Below are 12,276 nucleotides of genomic sequence, written 5' to 3'. Positions count from 1 at the left end.
TGGGTGAGCGCGATGCGGTCATCACCGAGGAATCACGTCTTCCGCGGGTGAACCGCCCGTCCGCCCGTCCGCCCGTCCGCCCGGACGAGGCGGTGAGGGTGCGTGATCCGGCCACGGAACGGAGCCTGCCGGCCTGGCCTGTGGATCACTCGCAGCGGTCCTCGACGCCTCGGCCATAGGGCTCGCAGCAGTCCGGCCGGTGTCGATACACCCGCACATCACGGCCGTCCCGTCGATCGCGCTCAGCCGTGATTTCGTACAGGCAGGCCCGCCACACGACGGTCTCCCCACCGCCGGGCACCACCTGCCCGTCACCTGGCCCGCCGCGCAGCAGCACGTCCACTCTCTGACCGTACGCACCGGCCGGCAGCACCGCCCCGGTACGCCGGCTCTTGCCACCTTGCCTCGAACCGCCTGGGCCGCCGACCAGGTCCCCGCAGTTGGCGATCGCGCGGTCAGCCGTTGAGTGGCGCGGAGGCTGCACTGCTCCCACCCTCGTCGGCTCCAGCCGCAGGGGGCCGACTACCTCGGGTGTTGTCGCTTTCGAGGCGTGGCGGAAGGTGTGCGCGAGGCGACGGTGCGTACAACGCCCGAGGGTGAACTCACCGTAGCGGGCTGATCTGCCAGGACTGGGACTCCGACGCCACGGTGTCGAGGTGCATAACGGACAGAATATGCGAAAAACCTGGGAGTTGGAGCGCCCAGGCGACTCCCGAAGCCGGCCGGGGTTCCTTCCGGCAGGAACAGGGGTTGTTCGATGCCCCGGATCCGTCGCGGGGCGGATTTGGTGAGGCGGAGTCGACCGGGTAGTGTTCTCGACCGGCAGGGAAACGGACGAGCCCGCGGGTGACCGCAGGGCGGCCGGCCTGTCAAAGCCATGAAGCGTCCGGCGCGAGCTGGTTGATTTGTGGTGCCCGGAATTCGGGTGGAAGCATGACAAACCGCGAAACACTGGTTTGACACGGCGGAAACCACCGGGTAACGTAGTAAAAGTGCCCGGCGCGAGAGCGGCGGGGATGCGGACGAAATGCCCCGGACGGGGTCCTGCGGTTAGCGGGGCTGTCGGATGGTGTGTGGTTGTTCTTTGAGAACTCAACAGGGTGTTTGATAAGCCAGTGCCAATTATGATTTATACCCCGGACTGGTGATCTGCTCTTTGGAGTGGGTTGTTGGTTGGGATTCCTTTGGCAACACTTTTGTTGTCAGGATGGATTGTTCAACAAAGTTTTTGTTGGAGAGTTTGATCCTGGCTCAGGACGAACGCTGGCGGCGTGCTTAACACATGCAAGTCGAGCGGAAAGGCCCTTCGGGGTACTCGAGCGGCGAACGGGTGAGTAACACGTGAGCAACCTGCCCTAGGCTTTGGGATAACCCCGGGAAACCGGGGCTAATACCGAATATGACCTTTCCTCGCATGAGGTTTGGTGGAAAGTTTTTCGGCCTGGGATGGGCTCGCGGCCTATCAGCTTGTTGGTGGGGTGATGGCCTACCAAGGCGACGACGGGTAGCCGGCCTGAGAGGGCGACCGGCCACACTGGGACTGAGACACGGCCCAGACTCCTACGGGAGGCAGCAGTGGGGAATATTGCACAATGGGCGGAAGCCTGATGCAGCGACGCCGCGTGAGGGATGACGGCCTTCGGGTTGTAAACCTCTTTCAGCAGGGACGAAGCGTAAGTGACGGTACCTGCAGAAGAAGCACCGGCCAACTACGTGCCAGCAGCCGCGGTAAGACGTAGGGTGCGAGCGTTGTCCGGATTTATTGGGCGTAAAGAGCTCGTAGGCGGCTTGTCGCGTCGACCGTGAAAACTTGGGGCTCAACTCCAAGCCTGCGGTCGATACGGGCAGGCTAGAGTTCGGTAGGGGAGACTGGAATTCCTGGTGTAGCGGTGAAATGCGCAGATATCAGGAGGAACACCGGTGGCGAAGGCGGGTCTCTGGGCCGATACTGACGCTGAGGAGCGAAAGCGTGGGGAGCGAACAGGATTAGATACCCTGGTAGTCCACGCTGTAAACGTTGGGCGCTAGGTGTGGGGGGCCTCTCCGGTTCCCTGTGCCGCAGCTAACGCATTAAGCGCCCCGCCTGGGGAGTACGGCCGCAAGGCTAAAACTCAAAGGAATTGACGGGGGCCCGCACAAGCGGCGGAGCATGCGGATTAATTCGATGCAACGCGAAGAACCTTACCTGGGTTTGACATGGCCGCAAAACCTCCAGAGATGGGGGGTCCTTCGGGGGCGGTCACAGGTGGTGCATGGCTGTCGTCAGCTCGTGTCGTGAGATGTTGGGTTAAGTCCCGCAACGAGCGCAACCCTCGTTCGATGTTGCCAGCGCGTTATGGCGGGGACTCATCGAAGACTGCCGGGGTCAACTCGGAGGAAGGTGGGGATGACGTCAAGTCATCATGCCCCTTATGTCCAGGGCTTCACGCATGCTACAATGGCCGGTACAATGGGCTGCGATACCGTGAGGTGGAGCGAATCCCAAAAAGCCGGTCTCAGTTCGGATCGGGGTCTGCAACTCGACCCCGTGAAGTCGGAGTCGCTAGTAATCGCAGATCAGCAACGCTGCGGTGAATACGTTCCCGGGCCTTGTACACACCGCCCGTCACGTCACGAAAGTCGGCAACACCCGAAGCCGGTGGCCCAACCCTTGTGGAGGGAGCCGTCGAAGGTGGGGCTGGCGATTGGGACGAAGTCGTAACAAGGTAGCCGTACCGGAAGGTGCGGCTGGATCACCTCCTTTCTAAGGAGCACCATCCAGCGAAAGCTGGTATGGAGCCCGCACCGTCCGAATGTGGCGGTGGGGTGCTCGATGGCGGAGACACTGGCCAGTTTTTCCTCGGCAACGGTCGGGGGCGCCTAGTACAGCCACTTCGGTGGTGGGAACGGTTTGCCTTCGGTGCGGCTGAGGAGGAGCGCAGAACACCCTGTTGGGTCCTGAAGGAACAACCGGTTGGTTGTCTTTCAGAGCCTTGATGATGAGCGGAAGCTTGTCGAGGCGCCAGGCACGGCCTGGCCTTGCAAACCGTGATCCTGTGTGGGTCGTAGGTGTGGGGCTGTTCGGGTTGTGGGTTGGTCGTTTGTTGAGAATTGCACAGTGGACGCGAGCATCTTTGTGGTCAAGTTGTCAAGGGCGAACGGTGGATGCCTTGGCACCAGGAGCCGATGAAGGACGTGGGAGGCCGCGATAGGCCTGGGGGAGCTGTCAACCAAGCTGTGATCCCAGGGTGTCCGAATGGGGAAACCTGGCACCAGTCATGTGGTGTCACCTGCACCTGAACACATAGGGTGTATGGGGGGAACGCGGGGAAGTGAAACATCTCAGTACCCGTAGGAAGAGAAAACAATTTAGTGATTCCGTGAGTAGTGGCGAGCGAAAGCGGATCGAGGCTAAACCGGCTGCGTGTGATACCTGTCAGGGGTTGCGTGGTCGGGGTTGTGGGACCCCGCTAGACAAGCTGACACTTGTCTGAGGAGTTACAAAGTCAGTGGCTAGCCGAATGGTGTGGAAAAGCCAACCGTAGACGGTGACAGTCCGGTACGTGAAAGTTGCTGACCTTCTGTGGGTGTTCCCGAGTAGCGGCGGACCCCTGAAATCTGCCGTGAATCTGCCAGGACCACCTGGTAAGCCTAAATACTTCCTGGTGACCGATAGCGGACGAGTACCGTGAGGGAATGGTGAAAAGTACCCCGGGAGGGGAGTGAAATAGTACCTGAAACCGTTCGCCTACAATCCGTCGGAGCCTTGCGGGGTGACGGCGTGCCTTTTGAAGAATGAGCCTGCGAGTTAGTGGCATGTGGCGAGGTTAACCCGTGTGGGGGAGCCGTAGCGAAAGCGAGTCTGAATAGGGCGCTCTTGAGTCGCATGCTCTAGACCCGAAGCGGAGTGATCTAGCCATGGGCAGGCTGAAGCGCGGGTAAGACCGCGTGGAGGGCCGAACCCACCAACGTTGAAAAGTTGGGGGATGACCTGTGGTTAGGGGTGAAAGGCCAATCAAACTCCGTGATAGCTGGTTCTCCCCGAAATGCATTTAGGTGCAGCGTCGCGTGTTTCTTGCCGGAGGTAGAGCACTGGATGGTCTAGGGGGCCCACAAGCTTACCGAAATCAGCCAAACTCCGAATGCCGGTAAGTGAGAGCGCGGCAGTGAGACTGCGGGGGATAAGCTTCGTAGTCGAGAGGGAAACAGCCCAGATCACCAGCTAAGGCCCCTAAGCGTGTGCTAAGTGGAAAAGGATGTGGGGTCGCATAGACAACCAGGAGGTTGGCTTAGAAGCAGCCACCCTTTAAAGAGTGCGTAATAGCTCACTGGTCAAGTGGTTCCGCGCCGACAATGTAGCGGGGCTCAAGCACACCGCCGAAGCTGTGGCATTCACATTTTAACCTCGTCGGGTCTTGATATCCGGTGCAGGTGTGTGGATGGGTAGGGGAGCGTCGTGCCGGGGGTGAAGCAACGGGGTGACCTAGTTGTGGACGCGGCACGAGTGAGAATGCAGGCATGAGTAGCGAAAGAAGGGTGAGAAACCCTTCCGCCGGATGACCAAGGGTTCCAGGGCCAGGCTAATCCGCCCTGGGTGAGTCGGGACCTAAGGCGAGGCCGAGAGGCGTAGTCGATGGACAACGGGTTGATATTCCCGTACCCGCGAAAGAGCGACCCTGACGAACCTCGTTGTGCTAACCACCCAAACCATCCAAGACCTTCGGGTTGAGGGTGGGGAGCGTGGGAACCTGGCGGGTAGTAGTCAAGCGATGGGGTGACGCAGGAAGGTAGCTGAGCCCGGCCGGTGGTTGTGCCGGGGTAAGCGTGTAGGCCGTACCGTAGGCAAATCCGCGGTGCACATAGGCTGAGACGTGATGCCGAGCCGATTCAGGTGAAGTCAGTGATCCTATGCTGCCGAGAAAAGCCTCTAGCGAGTTCTTAGCGGCCCGTACCCCAAACCGACACAGGTGGTCAGGTAGAGAATACCGAGGCGATCGGGCGAACTGTGGTTAAGGAACTCGGCAAATTGCCCCCGTAACTTAGGGAGAAGGGGGGCCGGAGACGTGAAGCCCCGCGCGGGTGGAGCGTTGTATGGCCGCAGAGAGCAGGGGGAAGCGACTGTTTACTAAAAACACAGGTCCATGCGAAGAAGTAATTCGATGTATATGGACTGACGCCTGCCCGGTGCTGGAACGTTAAGGGGACCTGTTAGCCCGTAAGGGCGAAGCGGAGAACTTAAGCGCCAGTAAACGGCGGTGGTAACTATAACCATCCTAAGGTAGCGAAATTCCTTGTCGGGTAAGTTCCGACCTGCACGAATGGCGTAACGACTTCCCCACTGTCTCAACCACAGGCCCGGCGAAATTGCATTACGAGTAAAGATGCTCGTTACGCGCGGCAGGACGGAAAGACCCCGGGACCTTTACTATAGCTTGACATTGGTATCTGAATGAGCTTGTGTAGGATAGGTGGGAGCCGGTGAAGTCCATACGCCAGTATGGGTGGAGGCAATCTTGAAATACCACTCTGGTTGATTTGGGTATCTAACTTCGGACCGTTATCCGGTTCAGGGACAGTGTCTGGTGGGTAGTTTAACTGGGGCGGTTGCCTCCTAAAGGGTAACGGAGGCGCCCAAAGGTTCCCTCAGCCTGGTTGGCAATCAGGTGTTGAGTGCAAGTGCACAAGGGAGCTTGACTGTGAGACTGACAGGTCGAGCAGGGACGAAAGTCGGGACTAGTGATCCGGCACTGGCATGTGGAAGCGGTGTCGCTCAACGGATAAAAGGTACCCCGGGGATAACAGGCTGATCTTCCCCAAGAGTCCATATCGACGGGATGGTTTGGCACCTCGATGTCGGCTCGTCGCATCCTGGGGCTGTAGCAGGTCCCAAGGGTTGGGCTGTTCGCCCATTAAAGCGGTACGCGAGCTGGGTTTAGAACGTCGTGAGACAGTTCGGTCCCTATCCGCCGTGCGCGTAGGATACTTGAGAAGGGCTGTCCCTAGTACGAGAGGACCGGGACGGACGAACCTCTGGTGTGCCAGTTGTCCCGCCAGGGGCACGGCTGGTTAGCTACGTTCGGAAGGGATAACCGCTGAAAGCATCTAAGCGGGAAGCTCGCTTCAAGATGAGGTATCCCACCACTCTTTGAGTGGGTAAGGCCCCCAGCTAGACGACTGGGTTGATAGGCCGGAACTGTAAGCCCGGTAACGGGTTCAGGTGACCGGTACTAATAGGCCGAGGACTTGACTACGAAGCTGCTACGCGTCCACTGTGCAACTCTGAACAACCGAACACCCCACGAGAGTGTGTTTGACATGTTCATAGAGTTACGGCGGTCATGGCGGAGGGGAAACGCCCGGTCACATTCCGAACCCGGAAGCTAAGCCCTCCAGCGCCGATGGTACTGCACTCGGGAGGGTGTGGGAGAGTAGGACGCCGCCGGACAAACATTCCATTCAGGGCCACCCCATCCGGGGTGGCCCTGAATGCGTTCGCGTCCAGGACGACGCGTGATGTCCGTAGCCAGCGGATTGTGCGGTAGCCGGCAGCGTTCCAACGGCCGGCTCGGCATCTCGAGGCCACGCTCAACGCCAGTCCGGGTTGTCGCTGACCCGAAACGTATTGAACAGCGACGCGTAGGCGTTTCCGTCTGGGTCCAGAAGAACGAAATCCGGCTCTGTGCGAACGACCGCCTCGTGCAGCCTCGCCACCAGCTCCTGCGGCGACGTCGCCGACAGCCCCAACTCGCGGTACACCTGCCGGCGCGGCTGTCGCACCTGCGAGTCGTCCTGCAACAGGTCATGCTCCAGCCGCGCGGCGGCCGTACGCATCTGGTCAAGGTCTCCGCCCGCGGAGAACTTCAGGCAGTCCTGCCAGTAGGGCAGACCCACGATGAGCGCCAGCACCTCGGGGAGACTGTCGGCGATCAGACCGCCCTGACCCTCCGAGGTCATGAACACCACGGGTGGGCATGGCCCGTCCCCGCACAGGAAATAGCAACCGCCGGTGCTGTCGCCGGCGATGGGCACCAGAGCGGCTCCCGAGGCCACGCCGACGTCCTCGATCGGCTCGTCGCGGGTCACGTCGAACTCGAAGAACCCGGCGAGGGCATCGGCGGTGGCCGGTGTGGTCCGTAGCCGCGCCAGCAGCTGGTCATGCGACGACATTGTGGAAGGCTAACCCCGCGCACCCTCGGTAGCGCGTCCCACCATCGCCAGCCCTACCGGTACGCAGCCGCTCGTCGGCGCGGCCGCCGGGCGTGCCGATCGTCCGGCCCGGTCGTGCCGGCGACGGCCGTATCACCCACCGCGTCGCATCAGGCGCGGCCGTGCACCAGCGGCAGAAACACCTCGTCCACGATCTCGACCAGTACCTCGTCGGGCACCGAAGGGATACCGCGCATCGCGTATTCGGCGCGCAGCAGCATCATCGGTGTCGTCGCCACCCGGTGATGGACGGCGGCCGCCGATGCCTCGCCGCGGGCCGCGGCCCGTTCCAGCATCCCGAGCCAGGCGCGGTCCATGGCGTCCGCGCCGGACCGTTCGCGCATGAGGGTGAGCAGCTCCGGGTCGTCGGCCGCGGCGGCGAGCAGGCCGCGCAGGATCGTCCCGTACGGGGAGGACCATGTCTCGTTGGCCTGTCGCAGCATCTCGAGCGCGTCGCCGCGCAGGGTTCCGGTGTCCGGGTTCGGCATGGCGGCGTCGGACAGGTGGCGGTACGCCGCGACGCCCAGCGCCGCCCGGTGCGGCCACCGGCGGTAGATGGCGTTCTTGTTGGTCCCGGCCCGGGCGGCGACCCGGTCCATCGTCATCCCCGCGTATCCGGACTCACGCAGTTCCTCCGCTGCGGCCTGCAGGATCGCCCGTTCCAGTTCCTCGCCTCGGCGCCGTGCGCTCATGCCTTGCAGGGTACTCGACGTACCTTATAGGGTACGCGACGTACCTTGACGACAGGGCGAGTTCTCGATGCGCGTCTTCGGCATGAACTACGACACCGGCTTCGTGAGCGGCGGGTCCACCACCCACGAGCCGTTCGACCCCGACACCGTGCGCAGCGACCTGCGTGTCATCCGGGACGAGCTGCACTGCGACGCGGTGCGGATCACCGGCGGTGTCCAGGCCCGGCTGGAGCTGGCCGAGCGGCTGGCGGCCGAGGCGGGACTGGAGGTGTGGTACTGCCCCTTCACCAACGGCCTCGACCGCGACGGTCTCCTGGCGTTCCTGCTCGACGGCGCCGAGCGGGCCGAGCGACTGCGCCGCGAGGGCGCCTCGGTCGTGTATCTCGCCGGCTCCGAGATCTCCATGTTCACGGAGGGTTTCCTGCCCGGCCGTGACCTGGCGGAGCGCATGGCGCTGTTCACCGATCCAATGCGGATGAGAGAGGCGGTCCCGGTCGCCCGGGCCGCCGTGCGGGACTTCTTCGCGGAAGTGGTTCCCGCCGTGCGGGAACGCTTCGGCGGCCTCGTCGGATACGCCTCGATTCCGCTCGAGGACGTCGACTGGGCGCCGTTCGACATCATCGCCAGCGACGCCGGCTATCGCGACGCGACCAACTCCGCCGCGTTCCCGCAGACCCTGGCGAGCGCGGTGGGGCAGGGAAAGCCGTACGCCGCCACCGAATTCGGCTGCTGCACGTTCCGGGGCGCGGGCGACGTAGCGGGCGCGACAGAACCGGTGACGTACGACGAACGCGGCCGCGCGGTGAAGCTCACCGCGGAGCTGGAGCGCGACGAGGAAGGCCAAGCCCGCTACATCGTCGATCTGCTGCGAGACTACGAGGCCGGCGGGGTGGAGGCGGTGTTCGTGTACACGTTCGCCAATCGACACCTACCGACCACCGGCGACGCCGAGCACGACTACGACCTGGCCGCACGCGGGATCGTGCGCGTGCTGCCGGACGGCTCATGGACACCCAAGGCGGCCTTCCACGCCCTCGCCGAGTACGGCCGCGCCCGCACGTCGAGCCGGTCCGGCACTCACCGGGCGGTGTAGCCGGCGTCGACGGGCAGGGCCGCCGCGTTGATCCGCGTGCCGCGCGGCGCGTACTCCAGGGCTGCGCTGCGGGTCAGCCCGACCAGACCGTGCCTGGCGGCGTGGTAGGCGGTTGCAACCCAGCCCCACCAGCCCGCCGAGCCACGAGCAGGTGACGATGGCGCCGCTGACCTGCTCCCGCAGGTTGGTCCCGTTGACCCGGTCGAAGACGGCGGCGTCCGACGGTGGCCCGTCGTACTGTTGGCGGCTGCACTGGCCGGTTCCGGCTCCGCCGGTGGTGGGCGCGGCCGGACCGGGCTGCGGTCCGGTCAGGACAGTGTGCCAGGACTGCGGGCACCCACGGGGGAGCCTGCCAGACCCGGGCTGGCCCTACAGTGTGCTGATGACGGGGCAGTCGGTGTCCGCCGCCGGTGTGGCGCGGGCCAGCGCGCTGGTGGACGTGGGTCGGATCGACGCCGCCCGGGGGGAGATCGCCGCCGCGCTTGCCGACGATCCGGACAATGTCGAGGCGCTGTACGTCCTGGCCCGTTGCCACCAGGCGCAGGACGAGTTCGCCGCCATGCGGGACGCCGCCGTGCGGGCCGTCGCGGTCGCACCCGGACGGCACGAGGGTCATCTGCTGCTCGCGTACGCTTATCTCGGTGAGGAGGATCCGATCCGGGCCCGGGCCAGCGCACTGGAAGCCGTTCGCCTCGAGCCCGACGACTGGCGGGGGCACGCCGCGCTGGCACTCGCCTCGATCGGCCTGGGCCAGTCACGTCGCGCGTTTCGCGCGATCGAACGGGCGGTGGCGTTGTCCCCGGAGTCGGCCGGGCCCCATCACATCCGGGCGCTGATGTTCCAGTCGATCGGCTGGAACCTGTTCGCCCACCGGTCCTACCGGCGCGCGTTGGCGCTGGACCCTGAGCACACGGCCGCCCTCACCGGCCTCGCCCACGTGGCGGCCACCCGGGGGCGGCTGTCCACGGCCGCCGGGCACCTCAGCGCGGTCATCGCCGCAGAGCCGACCAACCAGGCCGCCCGTACCGAGCTGGACCGGTTGGTCATCGGCGGCCTGACCGGGTGGGCGCTGATGTCGGTCTGGGTGGGCGGTTTCCTCGGCATCTTCGCCGGGCTTCCCTGGGTGGGGTTGCTGGCGCTGCTCCCGCCCGCGCTGTGGATGCTGTGAGCCGCCCGGACGTGGCGTGCCCTTTCCTCAGGCGCCCGGATCTACGCCGCGTCCGTCCTGCGTACGGACGTTCGGGCCCGCGCCCGGCTGTTCGGGCTGGGACTCTGCGCCCTCACGGGGGTCCTGCTGATCGTCGTCGCGTCGCGGCTGGACCCGGATCAGCCGATGTCGGCCGCCATGGCAGGCCTGATGGCGGCCCACTTCCTGGCGCTGATGGTGAGCGGGGCGGTGTTCGTCATCGCTGACCGCAGGGCCGCCGGTCCGCCCGTGCGTGGATCGGCGCCTTCCCGTCAGGAGGCGTCGCCAGCGGACACCGGGTTCGCACGAGTCTCTGGGCCCGTGCCCCCATCAGCTGCCGAACCGGCCGGCACCGACCTGCTCGACGTGCACCGGCAGGCATCCCATGCCGGCCGGTGGGCGATGCGTCTGACCCGTGCCGGCGCGTTGTTCGCGGCGGTGCCGTTCCTGCTCGGCATCGATCCGCCGGCGTCATGGCCGGGTCGCGCGGTCCCGAGCTGTGTCGCACTGGTCGGTCTCGTCGTGTATGCCCGCTGGTCGCGGCGCCGGATCATCAACCGCCCTGGGCGGCAGAACGCCGCGCTCGGGCAGCTGCTCGTGCCGCTGAGCCTGGCCGCGCTGGTGGAGCTTCTCGTCATCGTGTTGGTGGCGGTCCTCCCGTCCTCGGCGCTGCCGCTGCCGGACTTCGTCGCCGTCCCGGCCTTCGTCTCGATCTGCGTTGGCCTGTTGGCCTGGCTGGGATGGGTGCTGTACGCCGGCGCGCGGGGCATCGCCCCCTCGGCTCCGCACACCGTCGCCAGGGCGCACCCTCGATGCGTCCGGGTCCATCGTCCGGATGTGCCGGAGGTGCTCAGCCAGGGTCCCGGCCGCCGGTCCGGTGACCCTCGTCATCCGGTCGGGCACGGGACGCGTGCGAGATCTCCCGCCGTAGTTCGGGCCAGCGCTCCCGCCACCCCTTGGCGTCCACGCGGCGCCGTACCAGCGTGCGGCCCGCCGGGTTGCGGAAGGCGGGGGAGGGGCGGACCACCATCTCGACAAGATCATCTAGCCCGTGACAGCACACCAGGCGGACCGAGCCGCCCCGCAGCGTGACCGCGACGCATGTGGCGGTCTCCGGCCAGCGCGATATCGCGTCCAGGGTGCTCGTGTAGGGCTCGACGTCGTTGCGCAGATGCATCCGCGCCTGATTCCGGATCTCCCACGGGACGCCGGGCAGGGCCGCCGCGGCTCGGGCGTCGTCGCGTGGCTCCTGTCTGACCGGGTCGAAGTAGGCGAGGTCCACGTCGCGCGGCGGGGCGGCCGGACGGTTGCTGATCGCGTCCCACACCCGGTTGCGGACGAAGCCCGCCCCGATCCACCAGTCCGGCAGTCCAAGGTCGGCCGCGGCCCGCAGGACCGCCATCGCGTCCGGGTCCGACTCGACCAGGTGCACGACGTCCTGCTCGCTCATCACCATCACAGGCTCCACAGCAGCAGGTGGAAGGGGTGTCCACCGCTGGTCAACCAGGTCCCGTCGCCGAGCGCCACGGGATCCTCCGACACCCGCTGCGGGTACTCCACCTGGCCGAGGCAGTTCCCCTCGGTCGCGTCGATCAGCCAGTGCCGGGTCAGCCCACCACGTTCGATGGTGCTCGCGATGATGGTGTGATCGTCGACGAATCCGCACCGGTAGCCCCAGGAAACTCCCTCCTGGTCCTCCGTCGGCGCATCCGGACGGGGATCGATGGTGACCTCGCGGATCACCGCGCCGTCGGGCAGGCGGTGGATCGCGGGCTGCTGTCCCCAGTGGGCGGTCGTGAGCAAGCGGGTCCCGTCGGGGCTGACGTCGACGAGGCCACGGTCGTCCTCGCCCACACGGGTGACGGTGAGTCGGTTGCCGTCCCATCGGCCCCACAGCAGCGGGACACCGTCCTGCCCCTCTCCGACGCTGAGGCCGAGTTGACCCGGGTCGGGATGGGGGACGTGGTGGGAGCCGGCGGCCACCGTGCCGGTCGAGGCCCGTCCCAGGAGACGGCCGTCGGCGGCGTCGAGCACGAGCCACTCCTCGTCGAGCTTGGTCTCCACGTCGCGGCGATCGAGCCGCTGCCGACGCTGATGGTCATCCACTGTGTCCACCCTCT

At 65.2% G+C, this 12,276-nt stretch carries 7 protein-coding genes and 3 rRNA genes; 5 read left to right on the top strand and 5 right to left on the bottom strand.

The genetic code is table 11. The features are described from left to right. Window positions 1–145 precede the first annotated feature (145 nt). Window positions 146–343, bottom strand: a complete 198-nt coding sequence (locus tag GA0074704_RS18245) for a hypothetical protein (RefSeq protein ID WP_088973781.1) — start codon at window positions 341–343, stop codon at window positions 146–148. 885 nt (window positions 344–1,228) lie between these two features. Between GA0074704_RS18245 and GA0074704_RS18240 the strand changes: the two genes are divergently transcribed. From GA0074704_RS18240 to rrf, 3 genes are all read left to right on the top strand, one after another. After that, window positions 1,229–2,743, top strand: a 16S ribosomal RNA gene (locus GA0074704_RS18240). A gap of 374 nt (window positions 2,744–3,117) precedes the next feature. Next, window positions 3,118–6,230, top strand: a 23S ribosomal RNA gene (locus GA0074704_RS18235). Window positions 6,231–6,307: 77 nt separating this feature from the next. Then, window positions 6,308–6,424: ribosomal RNA gene (gene rrf, locus GA0074704_RS18230) — 5S ribosomal RNA — on the top strand. Together the 16S, 23S and 5S rRNA genes form the textbook arrangement of a ribosomal RNA operon. A 140-nt stretch (window positions 6,425–6,564) precedes the next feature. Here rrf and GA0074704_RS18225 read toward each other — a convergent pair. Continuing rightward, the gene (locus tag GA0074704_RS18225) at window positions 6,565–7,146 is read right to left on the bottom strand and encodes a hypothetical protein (RefSeq protein WP_088971624.1); all 582 of its coding nucleotides are present in this window, start codon (window positions 7,144–7,146) and stop codon (window positions 6,565–6,567) included. A 149-nt stretch (window positions 7,147–7,295) separates the two neighbouring features. Beyond that, complete coding sequence (locus GA0074704_RS18220) at window positions 7,296–7,877, bottom strand: TetR/AcrR family transcriptional regulator (protein ID WP_088971623.1); 582 nt, start codon at window positions 7,875–7,877, stop codon at window positions 7,296–7,298. A gap of 148 nt (window positions 7,878–8,025) precedes the next feature. Between GA0074704_RS18220 and GA0074704_RS18215 the strand changes: the two genes are divergently transcribed. Both GA0074704_RS18215 and GA0074704_RS18205 read left to right on the top strand, forming a co-directional pair. Then, window positions 8,026–8,970, top strand: a complete 945-nt coding sequence (locus tag GA0074704_RS18215; protein ID WP_231926531.1) for a hypothetical protein — start codon at window positions 8,026–8,028, stop codon at window positions 8,968–8,970. Window positions 8,971–9,352: 382 nt separating this feature from the next. Beyond that, a complete protein-coding gene (locus GA0074704_RS18205) occupies window positions 9,353–10,138 on the top strand; it encodes a tetratricopeptide repeat protein (protein ID WP_172880613.1) in 786 nt (261 codons plus the stop codon). 868 nt (window positions 10,139–11,006) lie between these two features. On the opposite strand, the gene GA0074704_RS18200 is transcribed toward GA0074704_RS18205, so the two are convergent. Together GA0074704_RS18200 and GA0074704_RS18195 are read right to left on the bottom strand one after the other, a co-directional pair. Beyond that, window positions 11,007–11,606, bottom strand: coding sequence for a nucleotidyltransferase family protein (locus GA0074704_RS18200; RefSeq protein ID WP_231926529.1), 600 nt, complete (start codon window positions 11,604–11,606; stop codon window positions 11,007–11,009). Window positions 11,607–11,611: 5 nt separating this feature from the next. Beyond that, entirely contained in the window at window positions 11,612–12,262 is a 651-nt protein-coding gene (locus GA0074704_RS18195) for a hypothetical protein (protein WP_157743711.1), read from the bottom strand. Window positions 12,263–12,276: the final 14 nt, after the last annotated feature.

This window comes from Micromonospora siamensis, assembly GCF_900090305.1.
GTDB classification, from domain to species: domain Bacteria; phylum Actinomycetota; class Actinomycetes; order Mycobacteriales; family Micromonosporaceae; genus Micromonospora; species Micromonospora siamensis.
Note: the sequence above shows the minus strand (reverse complement) of the source record. Positions and strands in the feature narration are given on the sequence as shown.

Excerpts from the sequence above, each read along its gene's own strand:
- GA0074704_RS18225 (WP_088971624.1), bottom strand. The coding sequence starts at position 7,146 with ATGTCGTCGCATGACCAGCTGCTGGCGCGGCTACGGACCACACCGGCC.
- GA0074704_RS18220 (WP_088971623.1), bottom strand. The coding sequence starts at position 7,877 with ATGAGCGCACGGCGCCGAGGCGAGGAACTGGAACGGGCGATCCTGCAG.
- GA0074704_RS18205 (WP_172880613.1), top strand. The coding sequence starts at position 9,353 with ATGACGGGGCAGTCGGTGTCCGCCGCCGGTGTGGCGCGGGCCAGCGCG.
- GA0074704_RS18200 (WP_231926529.1), bottom strand. The coding sequence starts at position 11,606 with ATGAGCGAGCAGGACGTCGTGCACCTGGTCGAGTCGGACCCGGACGCG.